Source organism: Enterobacter cloacae complex sp. IR5459 (assembly GCF_049238005.1).
GTDB lineage: Bacteria > Pseudomonadota > Gammaproteobacteria > Enterobacterales > Enterobacteriaceae > Enterobacter > Enterobacter hormaechei_C.
Window position 1 is genome coordinate 12098 of sequence record NZ_JBMKIG010000012.1, and the last position, 20151, is coordinate 32248.

General features: G+C 60.1%; 21 protein-coding genes. 18 read left to right on the plus strand and 3 right to left on the minus strand.

Translation table 11 applies throughout. The features are described from left to right. Positions 1–19 precede the first annotated feature (19 nt). From phnF to phnP, 11 genes are read left to right on the plus strand one after another with little or no spacing between them, the layout of a single operon-like run. Positions 20–745, plus strand: coding sequence for a phosphonate metabolism transcriptional regulator PhnF (gene phnF, locus ACOTX4_RS20755; protein ID WP_003860215.1), 726 nt, complete (start codon positions 20–22; stop codon positions 743–745). Continuing rightward, positions 746–1198 (plus strand): phosphonate C-P lyase system protein PhnG, encoded by a 453-nt coding sequence (gene phnG / locus ACOTX4_RS20760; protein WP_048245142.1) that lies wholly within the window; start codon positions 746–748, stop codon positions 1196–1198. Beyond that, on the plus strand, positions 1195–1779 hold the full coding sequence (phnH, locus tag ACOTX4_RS20765; RefSeq protein WP_003860219.1) for a phosphonate C-P lyase system protein PhnH: 585 nt from the start codon (positions 1195–1197) through the stop codon (positions 1777–1779). Before phnG ends, phnH begins: the two co-directional genes overlap by 4 nt. Further along, the gene (locus ACOTX4_RS20770; RefSeq protein ID WP_023315237.1) at positions 1779–2843 is read left to right on the plus strand and encodes a carbon-phosphorus lyase complex subunit PhnI; all 1065 of its coding nucleotides are present in this window, start codon (positions 1779–1781) and stop codon (positions 2841–2843) included. The genes phnH and ACOTX4_RS20770 overlap by 1 nt, the downstream gene beginning before the upstream one ends. Next, positions 2836–3681, plus strand: coding sequence for an alpha-D-ribose 1-methylphosphonate 5-phosphate C-P-lyase PhnJ (gene phnJ / locus ACOTX4_RS20775; RefSeq protein WP_006810438.1), 846 nt, complete (start codon positions 2836–2838; stop codon positions 3679–3681). Before ACOTX4_RS20770 ends, phnJ begins: the two co-directional genes overlap by 8 nt. Continuing rightward, positions 3678–4433, plus strand: coding sequence for a phosphonate C-P lyase system protein PhnK (phnK, locus tag ACOTX4_RS20780; protein ID WP_003860225.1), 756 nt, complete (start codon positions 3678–3680; stop codon positions 4431–4433). Before phnJ ends, phnK begins: the two co-directional genes overlap by 4 nt. Positions 4434–4442: 9 nt before the next feature. Continuing rightward, on the plus strand, positions 4443–5123 hold the full coding sequence (gene phnL, locus ACOTX4_RS20785) for a phosphonate C-P lyase system protein PhnL (RefSeq protein ID WP_003860227.1): 681 nt from the start codon (positions 4443–4445) through the stop codon (positions 5121–5123). Next, positions 5120–6256: an alpha-D-ribose 1-methylphosphonate 5-triphosphate diphosphatase gene (phnM, locus tag ACOTX4_RS20790; protein WP_045331398.1), complete on the plus strand. Its 1137-nt coding sequence runs from the start codon at positions 5120–5122 to the stop codon at positions 6254–6256. The genes phnL and phnM overlap by 4 nt, the downstream gene beginning before the upstream one ends. After that, positions 6253–6804 (plus strand): ribose 1,5-bisphosphokinase, encoded by a 552-nt coding sequence (gene phnN / locus ACOTX4_RS20795; RefSeq protein ID WP_086531977.1) that lies wholly within the window; start codon positions 6253–6255, stop codon positions 6802–6804. Before phnM ends, phnN begins: the two co-directional genes overlap by 4 nt. Beyond that, a complete protein-coding gene (gene phnO / locus ACOTX4_RS20800; RefSeq protein ID WP_015570217.1) occupies positions 6797–7231 on the plus strand; it encodes an aminoalkylphosphonate N-acetyltransferase in 435 nt (144 codons plus the stop codon). The genes phnN and phnO overlap by 8 nt, the downstream gene beginning before the upstream one ends. 9 nt (positions 7232–7240) lie before the next feature. Then, positions 7241–7999: a phosphonate metabolism protein PhnP gene (gene phnP, locus ACOTX4_RS20805; RefSeq protein WP_063938432.1), complete on the plus strand. Its 759-nt coding sequence runs from the start codon at positions 7241–7243 to the stop codon at positions 7997–7999. 52 nt (positions 8000–8051) lie between these two features. Here phnP and yjdP read toward each other — a convergent pair whose 3' ends face one another. Then, the gene (yjdP, locus tag ACOTX4_RS20810; RefSeq protein ID WP_003860236.1) at positions 8052–8375 is read right to left on the minus strand and encodes a DDRRRQL repeat protein YjdP; all 324 of its coding nucleotides are present in this window, start codon (positions 8373–8375) and stop codon (positions 8052–8054) included. Between the two features lie 69 nt (positions 8376–8444). Then, positions 8445–10724 carry a hybrid sensor histidine kinase/response regulator gene (locus ACOTX4_RS20815; RefSeq protein ID WP_045346539.1) on the minus strand — a complete coding sequence of 760 codons (2280 nt, stop codon included), beginning with the start codon at positions 10722–10724 and terminating at the stop codon, positions 8445–8447. 182 nt (positions 10725–10906) lie between these two features. Here ACOTX4_RS20815 and ACOTX4_RS20820 point away from each other — a divergent pair, with 182 nt between their 5' ends. From ACOTX4_RS20820 to ACOTX4_RS20845, 6 genes are read left to right on the plus strand one after another with little or no spacing between them, the layout of a single operon-like run. Beyond that, the gene (locus ACOTX4_RS20820) at positions 10907–12421 is read left to right on the plus strand and encodes a sugar ABC transporter ATP-binding protein (protein WP_003860238.1); all 1515 of its coding nucleotides are present in this window, start codon (positions 10907–10909) and stop codon (positions 12419–12421) included. 2 nt (positions 12422–12423) lie between these two features. Further along, positions 12424–13419, plus strand: a complete 996-nt coding sequence (locus ACOTX4_RS20825) for an ABC transporter permease subunit (protein ID WP_003860239.1) — start codon at positions 12424–12426, stop codon at positions 13417–13419. 28 nt (positions 13420–13447) lie between these two features. After that, positions 13448–14389, plus strand: coding sequence for an ABC transporter substrate-binding protein (locus ACOTX4_RS20830; RefSeq protein ID WP_045331383.1), 942 nt, complete (start codon positions 13448–13450; stop codon positions 14387–14389). Between the two features lie 49 nt (positions 14390–14438). After that, entirely contained in the window at positions 14439–15125 is a 687-nt protein-coding gene (locus ACOTX4_RS20835; protein ID WP_045331380.1) for a D-lyxose/D-mannose family sugar isomerase, read from the plus strand. A gap of 10 nt (positions 15126–15135) precedes the next feature. Further along, positions 15136–15996 (plus strand): ketose 1,6-bisphosphate aldolase, encoded by an 861-nt coding sequence (locus tag ACOTX4_RS20840; protein WP_003860242.1) that lies wholly within the window; start codon positions 15136–15138, stop codon positions 15994–15996. Then, complete coding sequence (locus ACOTX4_RS20845; RefSeq protein WP_003860244.1) at positions 15996–17015, plus strand: carbohydrate kinase family protein; 1020 nt, start codon at positions 15996–15998, stop codon at positions 17013–17015. The genes ACOTX4_RS20840 and ACOTX4_RS20845 overlap by 1 nt, the downstream gene beginning before the upstream one ends. Here the strand turns inward: ACOTX4_RS20845 and ACOTX4_RS20850 are convergent. Beyond that, positions 16997–17728, minus strand: coding sequence for a response regulator (locus ACOTX4_RS20850; RefSeq protein ID WP_045331377.1), 732 nt, complete (start codon positions 17726–17728; stop codon positions 16997–16999). The genes ACOTX4_RS20845 and ACOTX4_RS20850 overlap by 19 nt on opposite strands. Positions 17729–17984: 256 nt before the next feature. Between ACOTX4_RS20850 and fdhF the strand changes: the two genes are divergently transcribed. Next, a complete protein-coding gene (gene fdhF / locus ACOTX4_RS20855; RefSeq protein WP_080336071.1) occupies positions 17985–20132 on the plus strand; it encodes a formate dehydrogenase subunit alpha in 2148 nt (715 codons plus the stop codon). Positions 20133–20151 lie beyond the last annotated feature (19 nt).

Here is a 20151-nt window from a genome sequence, read left to right on the forward strand (position 1 = left end):
AAGCGAGGCTTTGATTGGTATGCACTTATCCAGACATCCGACCAGTTACCCCACCCGCTGGCAAGAGATTGCGGCAAAGCTCGAAGTGGAGCTGCGCACGCACTATCGCTGCGGAGACTACCTGCCTGCCGAGCAGCAGCTTGCCGACCGCTACGAAGTGAATCGTCACACCCTGCGTCGTGCCATCGATCAACTGGTGGAGCGCGGCTGGGTCCAGCGTCGTCAGGGCGTCGGCGTGCTGGTGCTGATGCGTCCGTTTGACTACCCGCTCAATGCCCAGGCGCGTTTTAGCCAGAACCTTCTCGATCAGGGCAGCCACCCCACCAGCGAAAAGCTGCTGTCTGTCCTGCGCCCGGCCTCCCGCCACGTGGCGGACGCGCTGGGGATTCAGGAGGGCGACAACGTCGTTCACCTGCGCACGTTGCGCCGGGTGAACGGCGTGGCGGTCTGTCAGATCGACCACTACTTCGCGGACCTCACCCTCTGGCCCGTTCTGCAACATTTCGCCAGCGGTTCCCTGCATGATTTTCTTCAGGACGCGACGGGTATCGTGCTCAAACGCACCCAGACGCGCATCAGCGCCCGCCGCGCGCAGGCGAAAGAGAGCAAGGTGCTGGAGATCCCCAACATGGCCCCGCTGCTCTGCGTGCGCACCCTCAACCACCGTGACGGCGACGTCAACGCAACGGAATACTCCGTCAGCCTGACCCGCGCCGACATGATTGAATTTACCATGGAGCACTGAATGCACTTCGACACCTCCACTCGTCAGCGCTGGATGCGCGTGCTGGCCCACAGCCAGCCTGCTGCGCTGGCTGCCCGCATGAACGCGCTCGGCCTGACGCCGGATTACGACACGATCCGCGCGCCGGAGATCGGCCTGGTGCAGATCCAGGCACGCATGGGCGGCACCGGCGAGCGCTTCTTCGCCGGCGATGCCACCCTCACCCGCGCGGTGATCCGCCTGAAAAGCGGCACGCTGGGCTACGGCTACGTACTTGGCCGCGACAAAACGCACGCCGAGCGCTGCGCAGCGATCGACGCGCTTTTACAGGAAAAGCCGCATTTTCAGACGTTAATGGAAACCCTTATTGCCCCGCTGGAAGCTGACCGCGCCGCACGCCTTGCCGCGCGTCAGGCCGAAGTAAATACCAGCCGGGTCGACTTCTTTACGCTCGTTCGCGGAGACAACGCATGACGCTTCAACCTGCTTTTACCCTGGCCGTCCAGGATGCCCAACAGAGTTTCCGTCGCCTGCTGAAAGCCATGAGCGAGCCGGGCGTCATTGTCTCGCTGCACCAGCTCTCCCAGGGCTGGCTGCCGCTGAACCTCGCCTCTACCAGCGTGCTGCTGACGCTGGCGGACAACGACACCCCGGTATGGCTGTCAGGGGCATTGCTGAACGATATCGCCAGCCAGAACCTGCGCTTTCACACCAACGCGCCGCTGGTCGAGCAGCCCCAGCAGGCGGTCTTCGCCGTGGCCGACGAGCAAATCAGCCATGAACAACTTAATGCCCTGAGCGAAGGCAGCGCCGTCGCACCGGAAACCAGCGCTACGCTGATTTTGCAGGTCTCCAGCCTGAGCGGTGGCCGCATGCTACGCCTGACGGGGGCAGGGATCGCCGACGAGCGGATGGTCGCCCCCCAGCTGCCGGAGTGCATCATTCATGAGCTGACCGAGCGCCCGCATCCGTTCCCGCTCGGTATCGACCTGATCCTGACCTGCGGCGAGCGCCTGCTGGCGATCCCGAGAACCACTCACGTGGAGGTGTGCTGATGTACGTTGCCGTCAAAGGGGGCGAGAAGGCGATCGCCGCCGCCCATGCCTTGCAGGCGCACAGACGCCGGGGGGATGACGCCTTACCCGAGCTGAGCGTCGCCCAGATTGAACAGCAGTTAAACCTGGCCGTCGACCGCGTGATGACCGAAGGCGGCATCGCAGACCGCGAGCTGGCGGCGCTGGCGCTGAAACAGGCCAGCGGCGATAACGTGGAAGCCATTTTCCTGCTGCGCGCTTACCGCACTACGCTTGCGAAGCTGGCGGTAAGCGAGCCGGTGAAAACGGCGGAAATGCGTTTAGAGCGACGTATTTCTGCGGTGTACAAAGATATTCCTGGCGGCCAGCTGCTTGGTCCGACCTACGACTACACCCATCGCCTGCTGGACTTCAGTCTACTGGCGAACGGTGAAACACCGCAGCTCAGCGTCTCTGACGCTGAACAAGACGCCTCCCCGCACGTCTTTAGCCTGCTGGCAAACCAGGGGCTGGCGAAGGCGGAAGAAGACACCGGCAGCACACCGGATGACATCACTCGCACGCCGCCGGTCTATCCCTGTTCGCGCTCGTCCCGCCTGCAACAGCTGATGCGCGGCGATGAAGGGTATCTGCTGGCGCTGGCCTACTCCACGCAGCGCGGCTACGGGCGCAACCACCCGTTCGCGGCAGAGATCCGCAGCGGTTATCTCGATGTCGAAATTGTGCCGGAAGAGCTGGGTTTTGCGGTGAACATCGGCGAACTGCTGATGACCGAGTGCGAAATGGTCAACGGTTTTGTCGCGCCAGAGAATGAAGATCCGCATTTTACCCGCGGCTACGGGCTGGTGTATGGCCTGAGCGAGCGCAAGGCGATGGCGATGGCGCTGGTTGACCGTGCGCTCCAGGCGCCGGACTACGGCGAGCATATTGCCGGCCCGGCACAGGACGAAGAGTTCGTGCTGGCCCACGCGGATAACGTTGAGGCCGCCGGCTTTGTCTCGCACCTCAAGCTGCCGCACTACGTCGATTTCCAGGCCGAACTGGAACTGCTGAAACGCCTGCAACGGGAGCGCGCCAATGGCTAACTTAAGCGGCTACAACTTTGCCTATCTGGACGAGCAAACTAAACGCATGATCCGCCGCGCCATCCTTAAGGCTGTGGCGATCCCCGGCTACCAGGTGCCGTTCGGCGGCCGCGAAATGCCGATGCCCTACGGCTGGGGCACCGGCGGTATTCAGATCACCGCCAGCGTGATCGGCGAAGCGGACGTGCTGAAGGTCATCGACCAGGGGGCAGACGACACCACCAACGCCGTGTCGATCCGCAACTTCTTTAAGCGCGTAACGGGCGTCAACACCACTGAAAAAACCGAAGACGCGACGCTGATCCAGACCCGTCACCGCATTCCGGAGACCCCGCTGACTGAAGATCAGATTTTGATTTTCCAGGTGCCGATCCCGGAGCCACTGCGTTTTATCGAGCCGCGGGAAACCGAAACCCGCACCATGCACGCCCTGGAAGAGTACGGGATCATGCAGGTCAAACTGTATGAGGACATCGCCCGCTTCGGCCATATCGCCACCACCTACGCCTATCCGGTGAAGGTGAACGGCCGCTACGTGATGGACCCGTCGCCGATCCCGAAATTCGATAACCCGAAGATGGACATGATGCCCGCCCTGCAACTTTTTGGTGCCGGACGGGAAAAACGCATCTACGCCGTACCGCCGTACACCCGTGTGGAGAGCCTGGATTTTGACGATCACCCGTTTACGGTGCAGGAGTGGGACGAGCCGTGCGCCATCTGCGGCTCGAAGCATAGCTATCTGGATGAAGTGGTGCTGGACGATACGGGCAAACGGATGTTTGTCTGCTCCGACACCGATTACTGCCGCCAACAGAGCGAGGCGAACAGCCAATGAAACCGCTGCTTTCGGTTAATAACCTGACTCACCTTTATGCACCGGGCAAAGGCTTTAGCGACGTGTCGTTTGAGCTGTGGCCGGGCGAAGTGCTGGGCATTGTCGGCGAGTCCGGCTCCGGTAAAACCACCCTGCTGAAGTCCATCTCCGCGCGCCTGACGCCGCAGAATGGCGACATTTTGTATGAGGGCGTGTCGCTGTATGGCATGAGCGAAGCCGAGCGCCGCCGCCTGCTGCGCACCGAGTGGGGCGTGGTGCACCAGCACCCGATGGACGGCCTGCGCCGCCAGGTCTCGGCGGGGGGCAACATCGGCGAACGGCTGATGGCCACCGGCGCGCGCCACTACGGCAACATCCGCGCCACGGCGCAGCACTGGCTGGAAGAGGTTGAAATCCCCGCCTCGCGCATCGACGACCTGCCGACAACCTTCTCCGGCGGCATGCAGCAGCGTTTACAGATTGCCCGCAATCTCGTCACCCATCCGAAGCTGGTGTTTATGGATGAACCGACCGGTGGGCTGGACGTCTCCGTGCAGGCGCGCCTGCTGGATCTGCTGCGCGGCCTGGTGGTGGAGCTGAACCTGGCGGTAGTGATTGTCACCCACGATTTAGGCGTTGCGCGCCTGCTGGCGGACCGCCTGCTGGTGATGAAGCAGGGTCAGGTGGTGGAAAGTGGGCTGACCGATCGGGTGCTCGACGATCCCCATCATCCGTACACCCAACTGCTGGTGTCCTCGGTATTACAGAATTAAGAGGCCAACATGATCCACGTTGAAAATGTCAGTAAAACCTTTGTGCTCCACCAGCAAAACGGTGTCCGCCTGCCGGTACTGCAAAATGCCTCATTAGAGGTCAGCAACGGCGAATGCGTGGTGCTGCATGGCCATTCCGGCAGCGGAAAATCCACCCTGCTGCGCTCCCTGTACGCCAATTATCTGCCGGACGAAGGCCATATCCATATCCGCCATAACAATGAATGGGTTGATCTGGTCCAGGCTCCCGCGCGCAAAGTGCTGGAAGTACGCCGCTCGACGATCGGCTGGGTCAGCCAGTTCCTGCGGGTGATCCCGCGGATCTCCGCCCTGGACGTGGTCATGCAGCCTCTGCTGGATCTCGGCGTGCCGCGCGAAACCTGCGCCGCTAAAGCCGCCAGCCTGCTGACGCGTCTCAACGTACCGGAGCGTCTGTGGCACCTCGCCCCGTCGACCTTTTCCGGCGGCGAGCAGCAGCGCGTCAACATCGCCCGTGGCTTTATCGTCGATTACCCGATTTTACTCCTGGATGAACCCACCGCCTCGCTCGACAGTAAAAACAGCGCAGCGGTGATAGAACTGATCGAACAGGCCAAAGCGCGCGGCGCGGCGATCGTCGGGATCTTCCACGACGACGCCGTACGCCATCGCGTGGCGGACAGACTGCACCCGATGGGGACAAACGTATGATTATCAATAATGTCAGGCTGGTGCTGGAAAATGAGGTCGTGAACGGCTCGGTTGAGGTGCGGGACGGTGTCATCCGCGCCTTTGCCGAAACCCAGAGCCGCTCACCGGACGCGATGGACGGCGAAGGCGGCTGGCTGCTACCGGGGCTGATTGAGCTGCATACCGATAATCTCGATAAATTCTTCACCCCGCGCCCGAAGGTGGACTGGCCTGCGTATTCAGCGATGAGCAGCCACGACGCGCTGATGGTCGCCAGCGGCATCACCACGGTGCTGGACGCGGTGGCGATCGGCGACGTGCGCGACGGCGGCGATCGCCTGGAGAACCTGGAGAAGATGATCAACGCCGTGGAGGAGACGCAAAAGCGCGGCCTCAACCGCGCCGAGCACCGCCTGCACCTGCGCTGCGAGCTGCCGCACCACACCACCCTGCCGCTGTTTGAGAAGCTGGTGGGCCGCGAGCCGGTCTCGCTGGTTTCCCTGATGGATCACTCGCCGGGACAGCGCCAGTTCGCCAACATTGAAAAGTATCGCGAATACTATCAGGGCAAATATTCTCTCAGCGACGCGGAGATGGCCCGTTACGAAGAAGAGCAGCTGGCGCTGGCGGCCCAGTGGTCGCAGCCGAATCGCCTCTCCATTGCCGCTATGTGCCGGGACCGTAATATTGCCCTGGCCAGCCATGATGACGCCACGCACGATCACGTGCGCGAATCCCACCAGCTTGGGAGCGTGATCGCCGAATTTCCCACCACGTTCGAGGCGGCAGAAGCATCACGTAAGCATGGCATGAACGTCCTGATGGGCGCGCCGAACATCGTACGCGGCGGGTCGCACTCCGGCAACGTGGCGGCAAGCAAGCTCGCCTCGCTCGGCCTGCTGGATATCCTCTCCTCTGACTATTACCCCGCCAGCCTGCTGGACGCGGCGTTCCGGGTGGCGGACGATGAGGGCAACAGCTTCACGCTGCCACAGGCGATTCGCCTGGTGACAAAAAACCCGGCCAGCGCGCTCAACCTTCACGATCGCGGTGAGATTGCCGAAGGCAAACGGGCAGACCTGGTGCTGGCGCACCGCAAGGGCGAGCACGTTCATATCGACCACGTCTGGCGTCAGGGAAAAAGGGTGTTCTGATGGGAAGACTCATCTGGTTAATGGGCCCGTCCGGCTCCGGGAAGGACAGCCTGCTGTCGGCGTTACGGCAGCGGGAACATTCACAGCTGCTGGTGGCGCACCGCTACATTACCCGCGCGGCAAACGCCGGGAGTGAAAACCATATCGCCCTGAGCGAGCAGGAGTTTTTTACCCGCGCCGGGCAAAACCTGCTGGCGCTGAGCTGGCATGCCAACGGTTACTACTATGGCGTCGGCATCGAGATCGACCTCTGGCTGCACGCGGGCTTTGACGTGCTGGTCAACGGCTCGCGGGCGCATCTCCCGCAGGCTCGCGCCCGGTACGAAGCGGCGCTGCTCCCGGTCTGTTTGCAGGTTTCCCCGGACGTTCTGCGTAGCCGGCTGCAAAAGCGGGGGCGCGAAAACGCGCGCGAGATCGACCAGCGGCTGGAACGGGCGGCGCGTTACACCCCGTCGGGTTGCCATCTCCTCAATAACGACGGAAGTTTGCTACAGTCAGTCGAGACCTTTCTATCGCTTATTCGCCAGAAGGAGAAACAACATGCCTGACTGCCAGCTTCGCCCCGCCACCGCCGACGATGCGCCGATCGTTTACGCGCTGATCTGCGAACTTAAGCAGGCCGAGTTCGATCATCAGGCGTTTCACGCCGGGTATCTGGCCAACTTGCAGGATCACAATATGCGCTACCAGCTGGCCGAGCTGGACGGGCAGATCATCGGGATGATCGGCCTGCACATGCAGTTTCACCTGCACCACGCCCGCTGGATCGGCGAGATCCAGGAACTGGTGGTGATGCCGCAGGCGCGCGGATTAAAAGTGGGCAGCCAGCTGCTGGCCTGGGCAGAGGACGTCGCACGGCAGGCAGGCGCCGAGCTGACCGAGCTTTCCACCAGCGTGAAGCGCGTGGACGCGCACCGTTTTTATGTTCGTGAAGGGTATACGCAAAGCCATTTCCGCTTCACCAAACCGCTGTAGAGGGGCGTTATGAGTCTGACGATCACGCTGACAGGAACCGGAGGGGCGCAGCTGGTGCCGGTGTTTGGCTGCGACTGCGCGGCGTGCCGACGGGCGCGTTTACAGGAAAATTATCGCCGTCGCCCCTGTAGCGCGGCGGTGAAATTCAACGATGCGGTCACCTTGCTGGACGCGGGTATTCCACACCTGATGGACGACTGGCCCGCGGGGAGTTTCAGGCAGTTTTTGCTTACCCATTATCATATGGATCACGTTCAGGGGCTGTTTCCTCTGCGCTGGGGCGTGGGGGCGACCATTCCGGTTTACGGTCCGCCGGACGACGCAGGCTGTGACGACCTGTTCAAACATCCGGGCCTTCTGGATTTCAGCCACACGGTCGAGCCGTTCGTGATGTTTGAGCTACAGGGCCTGCGGGTGACGCCGCTGCCGCTCAACCATTCAAAACTCACGTTTGGCTATCTGCTGGAGTCCGCCCACAGCCGCGTGGCGTGGCTTTCTGATACCGCCGGACTGCCGGATAAAACGGTGACGTTTCTGCTAAACAATCAGCCGCAGGCGATGATTATCGACTGTAGCCATGAACCGCGCCCGGAGACGCCGCGCAACCATTGTGATTTGAATACGGTGATTGCGCTGAACGAGGTGATTGGCTGTCCGCAGGTGATCCTGACGCATATCAGCCATCAGTTTGACGTGTGGATGATGGATAACCCGCTGCCGTCCGGCATTGAAGCGGGGTATGACGGGATGGTGATGGTGCTGGATTAGGTTTTCTCCCTCTCCCGTGGGAGAGGGTTGGGGTGAGGGCAACAGGCCGCACTTAGCCGCGATCGTAATCGTCTTCCAACCTGCGCTCGTCCTCTTCTAACCGACGCCTGTCGTCGTCCAACTGACGCTGACGCTCGTCTAAACGGCGGCGTCTGTCTTCGAGCTGCCGACGACGATCGTCGTACTGTCGGCTGTCGATTTGACGGCTGCGGTCGTAACGATCGTCGTCATCGTCATTACGGCTGCTGCTGGGGTTGTAGGCATCGTTGATCGCCTGCTGAATGTTGCCAATGGCGTCATCAATCACATCGGCATGCGCCAGTTGGCTGGTTAAAGTCAGCAGACCCAATAACAGAGCGGTAGAGTAACGTTTCATAAGGCCAGACTCGCAGGTGAACTGGCCTTAAAGTAATGACTGGCTGTTAACGGGAGTAGCGGAGGAATCTCAAATTACCATCACCTTCCGCAGTGCCTGCGCCAGCTGCTGGCGGGTAAACGGCTTACGCAGTAACGGAACGTCCGGCAGCTGTGGGTTATGCGCCGGGCGCAAATCCTGCCCGCTGATCAGCAGCACCGGCAACTGCGGATAGTGGCTGCGTACATGGCCGATCACCTCCGCACCGCTCAGGCCGCCCGGCAGCATCAGGTCGCTGATAAACATGCCGATATCCGGTGATGCGTCCAGCATGTTCAGCGCCTGCTCGCCGTTTTCGGCTTCGAGCGTCAGGTAGCCAAGCTGGTGCAGTTGCTCACACAGGGTATGCCGCACGCCCGCCTCATCTTCCAGGACCAGCACAAGCAGCTCACTTTCTGTCGGGGCCGTGGTCGCCAGCGCGGCATCATTGGAGAACGCGGGCAGCGTCGAGCGCGGCAGCTGGAGCCGCACGGTGGTTCCCTGCCCCGGCGCGCTTTCGATCTCAACGCGCCCCCCGGACTGACGCACAAAGCCGTACACCATCGACAGCCCTAATCCGCTGCCGCTGCCGGTCTGTTTGGTGGTGAAGAACGGTTCAAAGACCTGCGATTTCACCTCCTGCGACATCCCACAGCCGTGGTCAATCACCTCCAGCGCGACCATATCCTGCCTGCGCCCGTCGCTGCGGGTCACACGCTGGTTCCAGGTGCGGATTTTAATCACACCGTTTTGCCCCTCCATTGCATCACGGGCGTTCATCACCAGGTTGATAATGGCGTTTTCCAGCTGGCTGACGTCAATCCATGCGGGCCAGGCCGGGGTTTGCGCTTCAATATCCAGCGTCAGCGTGGCGGGAAGGGAGTGCCGCATCAGCTCGCTCAGGTTCTCCAGCAGCGGCTTCATCTCTACCGCATGGGGTTGCAGGGATTGCTTGCGCGAGAAGGCCAGCAGACGCTGGGTGAGCATGGCCCCGCGTTCCGCGGCTTTGAGCGCACGAGTGATGCGCGGCGCGTCCGGTGACGCTGAATCGGTCAGCTCCAGACTGCCGATAATCACCGCCAGCAGGTTATTAAAATCATGCGCCAGACCGCCCGTCAGTTGCCCGACCGCCTTCATTTTCTGGCTGTGCAGCAGCGCCTCCTCCAGCCCCTGACGTTCGATGCGGTCGACCTCCATCTGCGAGGTCTTCTCCTTAAGCAGCCGCGTGGTGTGCTCCAGCGAAGCGGTATTGCGTGCAAAAACGTTAAACGCGCGCGCCAGTTCCCCCAGCTCATCACGCCGCTGTAGTGCGGGCACCGACACATTCTGCTCTCCGTGAGCGAGACGCGACATTGCCCTTGAGATAGCCGTCAGGTTGGAGCCCAGATTGCGATAAATATACCAGCAGGCGCAGCCGGTGATGATCAGCGCCAGCACCGCGAAAACGCTGATAAACACGCTGATGGAGCGCAGCTCCTGGTGACTTTGGGCGGTACGCAGCCGGGAGGCCTGCGCCACCTGTTCAACGTACTGATTGATGTCGCGGTTTAATATCGCTACCAGCGCCTTGATGTGGAACATGTACCAGCTGATGGACAGATCGCTCTCTTCCAGCTGCTTCGACAGTGGCGCGAGCTTGCGCAGCTCATCATTAAAATCCGGGAGCACCAGGTTGACCACCGGTTGCAGGGCGCTCGCGGGTAACATCGCGGTTACTGCATCCAGCTGCTGCACCGTGGCGCGCGGTGAAGGGGTATCAATGGCGGCAACGATCAGCCTGTCCATCTCTGCAAGCTGCCGGGCGTCTGGCACATTGCTCGCGTAACGACGGTTGATATCCTGCAAATGACGCAGGTAGCTTTGGCTTTGATACAGCGCGCTGAGCAGCGCGTTACGCTCCAGATGCCGTTTTTGCCCGCGCTCCAGCATTCCCGTCACGCTCTGCTGTAACTCATTGCTCCTGCGAATAATACGCGTCACCAGCGCCGGCTCCTGCTGCGCCAGCGGCGCATCGGCAAGCTGCTCCAGCGAGTGGCGCAGCGCCATTTGCGTCTGTTTAAGCCGCTCAGCTTCGCCTTTGTACTCCAGCGCACCGACCACCTGCGACAGCCGCACCGCCGCCGTTGCCACATTGGCCGTGTCGCGCGCGAGGTTCATGCTGCCGGTCATGTCATCCAGCGTTTGCTGCTGCACCTGCTCCTGGATCTGGCTGGCATGACGAAAGCCGAGCACCGCCACGCCGCTGACCATCAGCGTTACCGCCACCACCAGCAGGTTAAATATCAGCAGGCGACCGCGGGCGCTGGTGAAGAACGGGGGGCGTGATGGCATGGGTTTGGGCTCCTCTGCGGTTTGGTGCCCTCACCCTGGCCCTCTTCCCACAGGGAGAGGGAAAAGGAAAATGTGATGGCGATTAGCTATTCATAACTATGACAAATATGAACAGCTTCTGACATTTTGCATTTACGCGCCTGTGATGAAGTGCAGATATCGACATTCACAGGAGATCCGCCATGAGCAGAACCCCGGTTTTAGAGATGCGCCACATTGCCAAAACCTTTGGCAATTTCCACGCGCTCAAGGGCGTGGATTTGACGGTTTTCCCCGGTGAGATCCACGCGCTGATGGGGGAAAACGGCGCCGGAAAGAGCACGCTGATGAAGATCCTCGCAGGCGCCTATACCGCCAGCAGCGGCGACATCCTCATCGACGGTCAGCCGTTTCACATCAAAGGGCCGAAGGATGCGCTGGCCGCAGGCATTACCCTGATTTATCAGGAGATGCAGCTTGCTCCTAACCTGACCGTGGCGGAAAACATTTTTCTCGGTAGCGAGCTGTCGCGCGGCGGGCTGGTCCAGCGCAAAGAGATGGCTGCCCAGGCCCAGGCGGTCATTGACCGTCTGGGCGCGCAGTTCAGCGCCACCGACCTGGTCATGAAACTGACCATCGCCGAGCAACAGCAGGTGGAGATCGCCCGCGCGCTGCACCGCAACAGCCGCATTCTGGTGATGGACGAACCTACCGCCGCCCTCTCCTCACGCGAAACCCACCGTCTGTTCGAACTGATTTTGCGCCTGCGCGATGAAGGGATGGCGATTATCTACATCAGCCACCGCATGGCGGAAGTGTATGAGCTTTCCGATCGCGTCAGCGTGCTACGCGACGGGCAATACGTCGGCAGCCTGACGCGCGACAAGCTCAACGCCTCCGAGCTGGTGCGCATGATGGTGGGTCGTCCGTTAAGCGACCTGTTTAACAAAGAGCGCGATATTCCGCTCGGCAGCCCGCGTCTGAACGTGCATCACCTCACGGATGGCAAAAAAGTGCAGCCGTGCAGTTTGCAGGTGCGCTCCGGTGAAATCGTCGGGCTGGCAGGGCTGGTCGGCGCCGGGCGTTCTGAGCTGGCGCAGCTGATCTTCGGCGTGCGCAAAGCCACCGGCGGCATGATTGAAGTGGACGGCGAACCGGTGGTGATCCACTCCCCGCGCGCGGCCATTGAGAACGGCATCGGTTTTCTCACCGAGAACCGCAAGGAGCAGGGGCTATTTCTGGAGCTGGCGGCGCAGGAGAACATCACCATGGCGACGCTGGAGCGCGACGCCACCTTCGGCTGGCTGAACCGCAAAAAAGCGCAGTCGATTTCCGATGACGCCATCGCCCTGCTCAATATCCGCGTGCCGCATTCTCAGGTGCGCGCAGGCGGGCTCTCCGGCGGCAACCAGCAAAAACTGCTGATCTCCCGCTGGGTGGCGATAGGCCCGCGCATTCTGATTCTGGACGAACCCACGCGCGGCGTGGACGTCGGGGCAAAAAGCGAGATCTACCGCATCATGAACCAGATGGCGCGCAAAGGGGTGGCGATCCTGATGATCTCCAGCGAGCTGCCGGAAGTAGTAGGAATGAGCGACCGGGTGTACGTGATGCGGGAAGGCAGCATTGCGGGTGAACTGCACGGGCGCGACATCTCTCAGGAAAACATCATGACGCTGGCAACCGGCGTGAACGACACACATCATCAGGCGGTGTAATTATGACAACTCCAACCCATCCGCAGCAGGTGGCGAAATCCGCCTCTGCCAAAAAAATGCTGATGAGCGATCTGATGCAAACGATCGGCATTTTGCCGATTTTAATCCTGATTGTGGCTGTATTTGGCTTTATCGCTCCGAACTTTTTCACAGAAAGTAACCTGCTCAATATTACCCGGCAGGCGTCGATCAACATTGTTCTGGCGGCCGGGATGACCTTCATCATCCTGACCGGCGGGATTGACCTCTCCGTGGGCTCGATTCTGGGCACCACGGCGGTGGCGGCGATGGTGGTCTCGCTTATCCCTGAATTTGCGATGCTCTCCATTCCGGCGGCGCTAATGCTCGGTATGGTACTGGGGCTGTTCAACGGCGCGCTGGTGGCCTTCGCCGGACTTCCGCCATTTATCGTCACGCTCGGCACCTACACGGCGCTGCGCGGCGCGGCCTACCTGCTGGCGGACGGCACGACGGTCATTAACTCCAACATCAACTTCGAGTGGATCGGCAATAACTACCTCGGCCCGATCCCCTGGCTGGTTGTGATCGCCCTGGCGGTGATTGTGGTGTGCTGGTTTATTCTGCGTCGCACAACCCTCGGCGTTCACATCTATGCGGTCGGCGGCAATATGCAGGCGGCGCGCTTAACGGGCATTAAGGTCTGGCTGGTGCTGCTGTTTGTCTACGGCATGAGCGGCCTGCTCTCCGGTCTCGGCGGCGTCATGAGCGCTTCACGTCTCTACAGCGCCAATGGCAACCTCGGCACGGGGTATGAGCTGGATGCAATTGCGGCGGTGATCCTCGGCGGCACCAGCTTCGTCGGCGGGATCGGCACGATCACCGGCACGCTGGTCGGTGCCTTGATCATCGCCACCCTCAACAACGGCATGACGCTGATGGGCGTCTCCTACTTCTGGCAGCTGGTGATCAAAGGGGCGGTGATCATCATTGCGGTGCTGATCGACAAATACCGTACCCGACACCATCAAAGTGCATAACAACAATACCCTACGTGAGGAATACAGCATGAGATTGAAGCCCTTAGTGACCGCGCTCTGTGCTGGCGCGCTGCTGGCCGCAACCCCGTTTGCGCAGGCAAAAGATCTGAAATCCATCGGCGTGACGGTGGGCGACCTGGCTAACCCGTTCTTCGTGCAGATCACCAAAGGTGCCGAGCTGGAAGCGCGCAAGCTGGCGGGGGACAACGTCAAGGTGACGCTGGTCTCCAGCGGGTACGATCTGGGCCAGCAGGTGTCGCAGATTGATAACTTCATTGCGGCGAAAGTGGACATGATCATCCTCAACGCCGCGGATTCCAAAGGGATCGGCCCGGCGGTAAAACGCGCCAAAGAGGCGGGGATCGTGGTCGTGGCGGTTGACGTGGCGGCGGAAGGGGCCGATGCGACCATCACCTCCGATAACACCCAGGCGGGAGAAATGGCCTGTAATTACATTACCGACCGCCTGAAAGGTAAAGGCAACGTGGTGATCATCAACGGACCGCCGGTTTCTGCGGTACAAAACCGCGTGGAGGGCTGCCAGACCGAGTTCAGGCGCCACCCGGATATCAAAGTGCTCTCGGATAACCAGAACGCCAAAGGCAGCCGTGAAGGCGGGCTGGAGGTCATGACCTCCCTGCTGGCGGCTAATCCGAAGATCGACGGCGTATTCGCGATTAACGATCCTACCGCGATCGGCGCCGATCTGGCCGCGAAGCAGGCGCAGCGCAACGAGTTCTTTATCGTTGGTGTGGATGGCAGCCCGGACGGTGAAGAAGCCCTGAAGCGCGAAAACTCCCTGTTTGTGGCGACGCCAGCGCAGGATCCGCAGGTGATGGCGGCGAAGGCGGTGGAGATCGGCTATGACATTCTTCAGGGCAAACCTGCGCCGAAAGAGCCTGTGCTGATCCCGGTGACGATGATCGATAAAAAGAACGTCGGCACGTATAAGGGGTGGACGGTTAAATGATCCTTTTCCCTCTCCCGCAGGGAGAGGGAACTGTTTTCAAGGAGTCCCCATGAAACGCTCCGACATCAATGAAATCCTCGGCCATACGCGGCAGTTCTTCTCCATGCACGACGTGCATCTCCCGCCTTTTGCCAGCTTTCCGCCGACAAAATGGCAGCAGCTTGACCAGGCCGCATGGCAGGAGGTGTTTGACCTCAGGCTCGGCTGGGACGTGACGGCGTTCGGCGGCAACAACTTCGCTGCACAGGGGTTAACGCTGTTCACCCTGCGCAACGGCTCCCCCAACGGCGTGCCCTATGAAAAGTGCTATGCCGAAAAAATCATGCACGTCCGCGACGGCCAGGTGACGCCGATGCATTTTCACTGGCGCAAGCGGGAGGACATCATTAACCGCGGCGGCGGGAATCTGATTATTGAGTTATGGAATGCGGACGCGCATGAAGAGACCGAAAACACCGACGTGACCGTTACCGTCGACGGCTGTCGGCAGACGCACACGCCCGGCAGCCAGCTGCGCCTCACACCAGGGGAGAGCATCTGCCTGACGCCCGGCCTGTACCACAGTTTCTGGGGTGAACGCGGCTTTGGCGACGTGCTGGTGGGCGAAGTGTCGTCGGTCAATGACGATGAACACGACAACCACTTTTTACAGCCCATTGACCGCTACAACACCATTGAAGAAGACGAACCGGCGGTGCTGGTGCTGTGCAACGAGTACAACCTGTTTCGGATATAAGGAGTGAATGATGCCATTGATTTCTCTTGCCGACGGTCTGGCACACGCCAGGGAACACCGCTACGCCCTGGGCGCGTTCAACGTTCTCGACTCCCACTTCCTGCGCGCGCTGTTTGCCGCCGCGAAGCAGGAACGCTCGCCGTTTATCATCAACATCGCCGAAGTGCATTTTAAGTACGTGTCTCTGGAGTCGCTTGTCGAAGCAGTGAAGTTCGAAGCCGCCCGTCACGATATTCCCGTGGTGCTTAACCTCGACCACGGGCTGCATTTTGAGGCCGTCGTGCGCGCCCTGCGCTTAGGGTTCAGCTCGGTGATGTTCGACGGCTCGACGCTGAGCTATGAGGAAAATATCCGCCAGACGCGGGAAGTGGTGAAGATGTGCCATGCGGTGGGCGTCTCGGTAGAGGCGGAGCTGGGCGCGGTCGGGGGTGATGAAGGGGGTGCGCTTTACGGGCATGCGGATGAAGCCTTCTTCACCGATCCGCAGCTGGCGCGCGAGTTTGTCGATTTAACCGGTATCGACGCGCTGGCGGTCGCCATTGGCAACGCGCACGGCAAATACAAGGGCGAGCCGAAGCTTGATTTCCCGCGTCTGGACGCCATTCGACAGCAGACGGGCCTGCCGCTGGTTTTACACGGCGGCTCTGGCATAAGCGATACTGATTTCCGCCGCGCCATCGAGCTGGGCATTCATAAAATCAACTTTTATACCGGCATGTCGCAGGCCGCGCTCGCCGCCGTTGAGCAGCGCATGGCAAACCGCCAGCCGCTGTACGATGAATTTGCAGAGCTGCTGCTGGGCATTGAAGAGGCCATTACCGATACGGTTGCGGAACAGATGCGCATCTTCGGCAGCGCGGGGCAGGCATAATGGAACGCAAAGGGATTATCGCCGCAGGCAACATGCTGGTGGATCACGTCCACCAGATCGTACAGTGGCCGGAGCGCGGCTGGCTGGCGGAAATCACCCACAGTGAGCGCTCAACCGGCGGTGCGCCGCTCAACGTTCTGCTGACGCTGGCGAAAATGCACGTCGGCCTGCCGTTACAGGCGGTGGGGCTGATTGGGGAAGACAGCGACGGAGACTATATTCTGGCGATGCTCGACCAGTATCACGTCAATCGCCAGCGCGTGCAGCGTACAACGTTCGCCCCAACGTCGATGTCGCAGGTGATGACCGACCCCAGCGGACAGCGCACTTTTTTCCACTCGCCGGGCGCCAACCGCCTGTTGGATCTTCCCGCCTTCGATCGTTTAGACGGATCGCTGAAGATCTTCCATCTCGGCTACCTGCTGCTGCTCGACAGCCTGGACATGCCGGACGAGGAATTTGGCACCCGCAGCGCGCGGTTACTGGCACAGATGCGCGATCAGGGGTATGAAACCTCGCTCGATCTGGTGTCCCGCAAGGGCGATCCGCGCTATCAGCCGCTGGTGCTCCCTGCCCTGCGCCATCTTGATTATCTGGTGATTAACGAGCTGGAAGCCGGTGAGTTTAGCGGGCTTGAGATCCGTGACGGCCATGATGCGCTGAACATGGCCCATATCGCCGACGCTGCCACACAACTGCTGGCGGCAGGCGTGCGACAGCGGGTGGTGATCCACTGTCCGGAAGGGGCATGGGGTGAAGCGCCGGGTGAAAAAGGGCAATGGGTTCCGTCGTGGAAGCTGACGCAGGACGAGATTATCGGCAGCGTCGGCGCGGGCGACGCGTTTTGCGCGGGCTTTTTATACGGCTGCCATGAATCCCTGCCGCTGACGGAGAGTATTTATCTGGCGCACGCCTGCGCGCGGGCCAGCCTGCTGGCGGCTAATGCAATTGACGGCGCGAAAACGCTGGCCGAGCTTCAGGCGTTTATTCAGGAGAACGGTCAGGCGGCTTTCTCATGATGGGAAACGTCCGTGGCAAAAACATAGCCCAGACCGCGAATGGTTTTGATCAGCAGAGGCTGGTGCGGATTGACCTCAATTTTTCGCCGTAGCCGCATGATCAACACGTCGATAGTGCGGTCAAAGACCTCGGCGCTTTCGCTGTGGGTCAGCTTCAGCAGCTGTTCACGACTCAGTACCCGGCGGGCGTTTTGCGTTAATGCCAGCAGCAGGCCATATTCGCCTTGTGTTAACGGCACGGTATTACGCTGCGGATCGCTCAGCTCGCAGCGGGTGGTGTCCAGCGTCCAGCCGTTAAAGGCAATACCTTCAACGCGCGGCGCGGCAGGCTCCGCGTCCAGCACGCCGGTACGCCGCAGCACCGCCTTAACGCGGGCGACCACCACGCGCGGATTGAACGGTTTTCCGATGTAATCATCAGCGCCCATTTCCAGCCCGACGACCACATCTGATTCACTTCCCAGCCCCGTCAGCATTACCACCGGTAGCGATGGTCGCTGCTTTTGCAGTTGCAGTAAAACCTGTAATCCGTTGATATCCGGCAGCATCATGTCCAGCAGAACCAGCGCAATGCCGGAGTCCTGCTGGACACGGTTCACCGCGTCCTGCCCAGAGTGACACGTCAGTACGGTAAAGACGTGCTCGCTGAGCACATCCTGTAGCAGTTCGCAGACTGCGACATCATCGTCAACCACCAGAATCGCCGGTTTCATCGCATGCTTCCGTCAGGGAATTATGTTAAGTCTGAACCATTCTGCCGCCGGCTCCAGCCGAATTGTTTTTTACGTGACGGAAATTCAATCCATGTCACATCCCCTGCCCTTTCGACACGTCAATTTTGACGATTGGCTGTTTTTCGTCAGGGTTTTGCCACGCAAAGGGTCGTAAAGTCAGGAAATACCCATAATAAAAACATGGCATAGAAGCTGCATATTGGGCAGGTAAGAACTGTTTAACTGGAGCAAAGTGATGAAAAAAGTCGTCACGGTTTGCCCTTATTGTGCCTCAGGTTGCAAGATCCACCTGGTGGTCAATAACGGCAAAATCGTCCGGGCGGAAGCGGCGCAGGGTAAAACCAATCAGGGCACGCTGTGCCTGAAAGGATATTACGGCTGGGATTTTATTAACGATACCCAAATCCTTACCCCGCGCCTGAAAACCCCTATGATCCGCCGCGAGCGCGGCGGCAAGCTGGAAGCCGTCTCCTGGAATGAAGCGCTGGATTACGTCGCCACGCGCCTCAGCGCCATCAAGGCCAAGTATGGCCCGGATGCGATTCAGACCACCGGCTCCTCACGCGGAACCGGGAATGAAACCAACTATGTGATGCAAAAATTCGCGCGCGCCGTTATTGGTACCAATAACGTCGACTGCTGCGCTCGCGTCTGACACGGCCCATCGGTTGCAGGTCTGCACCAGTCGGTCGGTAACGGCGCAATGAGTAATGCCATCAACGAGATAGATAATACCGATCTCGTCTTCATCTTCGGCTATAACCCGGCGGATTCTCACCCTATCGTCGCGAACCACGTTATTCGCGCTAAACAGAATGGGGCGAAAATCATCGTCTGCGATCCGCGCAAAATTGAAACCGCGCGCATTGCGGATATGCACATTGCATTGAAAAACGGCTCAAACATCGCGCTGTTGAACGCAATGGGGCACGTCATTATTGAGGAGAACCTGTACGATCAGGCGTTTGTCGCGACCCGTACAGAAGGCTTTGAAGAGTATAAGAAAATAGTCGAGGGCTATACGCCTGAATCCGTCGAAGCGATAACCGGCGTCAGCGCGCAGGAGATTCGTCAAGCGGCCAGAATGTATGCCGGGGCGAAAACCGCCGCTATTCTGTGGGGCATGGGTGTGACCCAGTTCTACCAGGGCGTGGAAACCGTGCGCTCGCTCACCAGCCTCGCCATGCTGACCGGCAATCTGGGTAAAGCGCATGTGGGCGTGAACCCGGTGCGTGGTCAGAATAACGTGCAGGGTGCGTGTGATATGGGCGCGCTGCCGGACACCTATCCGGGCTACCAGTACGTCAAATTCCCGGAAAACCGCGAGAAGTTTGCGAAGGCCTGGGGCGTGGAGAGCCTGCCGGCACACACCGGGTATCGCATCAGCGAGCTGCCGCACCGCGCGGCGCACGGTGAAGTGCGTGCGGCCTACATCATGGGTGAAGATCCGCTCCAGACCGACGCCGAACTGTCCGCAGTGCGCAAAGGCTTTGAGGATCTGGAGCTGGTGATTGTTCAGGATATCTTTATGACCAAAACCGCGGCAGCGGCGGATGTGATTTTGCCGTCGACCTCCTGGGGCGAGCATGAAGGTGTCTATACGGCGGCAGACCGCGGCTTCCAGCGCTTCTTCAAGGCCGTCGAGCCGAAATGGGATCTGAAAACGGACTGGCAGATCATCAGCGAAATCGCCACCCGCATGGGCTACCCGATGCACTACAACAACACCCAGGAGATCTGGGACGAGTTGCGGCATCTGTGCCCGGACTTTTATGGGGCAACCTATGAAAAAATGGGTGAGCTGGGCTACATCCAGTGGCCGTGCCGGGATGAGTCAGAATCCGATCAGGGGACGTCATTCCTCTTTAAAGAGAAGTTCGACACCCCGAACGGGCTGGCGCAGTTCTTCACCTGCGACTGGGTCGCGCCGATCGATAAGCTCACCGACGAGTATCCGATGGTGCTCTCCACCGTGCGTGAAGTGGGCCACTACTCCTGCCGTTCCATGACCGGCAACTGCGCCGCGCTGGCGGCGCTGGCGGATGAACCGGGTTACGCGCAGATCAACACCGCCGATGCCGAACGGCTCGGTATTGAAGATGAAGCGCTGGTGTGGGTGAATTCGCGTAAAGGCCGCATCATTACCCGCGCGCAGGTCAGCGACCGTCCGAACAAAGGGGCAGTCTATATGACCTACCAGTGGTGGATTGGCGCCTGCAACGAGCTGGTGACCGAGAACTTAAGCCCGATAACCAAAACGCCGGAGTATAAATACTGCGCCGTAAACGTGGAGCCCATTGCGGATCAACACGCTGCGGAACAGTATGTGATCGACGAATATAACAAGCTGAAAGCCCGACTGCGCGAAAGCGCAATGGGTTGAAGCCGTTAATTTATCGTTG

Excerpts from the sequence above, each read along its gene's own strand:
- phnF (WP_003860215.1), top strand. The coding sequence starts at position 20 with ATGCACTTATCCAGACATCCGACCAGTTACCCCACCCGCTGGCAAGAG.
- phnG (WP_048245142.1), top strand. The coding sequence starts at position 746 with ATGCACTTCGACACCTCCACTCGTCAGCGCTGGATGCGCGTGCTGGCC.
- phnH (WP_003860219.1), top strand. The coding sequence starts at position 1,195 with ATGACGCTTCAACCTGCTTTTACCCTGGCCGTCCAGGATGCCCAACAG.
- ACOTX4_RS20770 (WP_023315237.1), top strand. The coding sequence starts at position 1,779 with ATGTACGTTGCCGTCAAAGGGGGCGAGAAGGCGATCGCCGCCGCCCAT.
- phnJ (WP_006810438.1), top strand. The coding sequence starts at position 2,836 with ATGGCTAACTTAAGCGGCTACAACTTTGCCTATCTGGACGAGCAAACT.
- phnK (WP_003860225.1), top strand. The coding sequence starts at position 3,678 with ATGAAACCGCTGCTTTCGGTTAATAACCTGACTCACCTTTATGCACCG.
- phnL (WP_003860227.1), top strand. The coding sequence starts at position 4,443 with ATGATCCACGTTGAAAATGTCAGTAAAACCTTTGTGCTCCACCAGCAA.
- phnM (WP_045331398.1), top strand. The coding sequence starts at position 5,120 with ATGATTATCAATAATGTCAGGCTGGTGCTGGAAAATGAGGTCGTGAAC.
- phnO (WP_015570217.1), top strand. The coding sequence starts at position 6,797 with ATGCCTGACTGCCAGCTTCGCCCCGCCACCGCCGACGATGCGCCGATC.
- phnP (WP_063938432.1), top strand. The coding sequence starts at position 7,241 with ATGAGTCTGACGATCACGCTGACAGGAACCGGAGGGGCGCAGCTGGTG.
- yjdP (WP_003860236.1), bottom strand. The coding sequence starts at position 8,375 with ATGAAACGTTACTCTACCGCTCTGTTATTGGGTCTGCTGACTTTAACC.
- ACOTX4_RS20815 (WP_045346539.1), bottom strand. The coding sequence starts at position 10,724 with ATGCCATCACGCCCCCCGTTCTTCACCAGCGCCCGCGGTCGCCTGCTG.
- ACOTX4_RS20820 (WP_003860238.1), top strand. The coding sequence starts at position 10,907 with ATGAGCAGAACCCCGGTTTTAGAGATGCGCCACATTGCCAAAACCTTT.
- ACOTX4_RS20825 (WP_003860239.1), top strand. The coding sequence starts at position 12,424 with ATGACAACTCCAACCCATCCGCAGCAGGTGGCGAAATCCGCCTCTGCC.
- ACOTX4_RS20830 (WP_045331383.1), top strand. The coding sequence starts at position 13,448 with ATGAGATTGAAGCCCTTAGTGACCGCGCTCTGTGCTGGCGCGCTGCTG.
- ACOTX4_RS20835 (WP_045331380.1), top strand. The coding sequence starts at position 14,439 with ATGAAACGCTCCGACATCAATGAAATCCTCGGCCATACGCGGCAGTTC.
- ACOTX4_RS20840 (WP_003860242.1), top strand. The coding sequence starts at position 15,136 with ATGCCATTGATTTCTCTTGCCGACGGTCTGGCACACGCCAGGGAACAC.
- ACOTX4_RS20845 (WP_003860244.1), top strand. The coding sequence starts at position 15,996 with ATGGAACGCAAAGGGATTATCGCCGCAGGCAACATGCTGGTGGATCAC.
- ACOTX4_RS20850 (WP_045331377.1), bottom strand. The coding sequence starts at position 17,728 with ATGAAACCGGCGATTCTGGTGGTTGACGATGATGTCGCAGTCTGCGAA.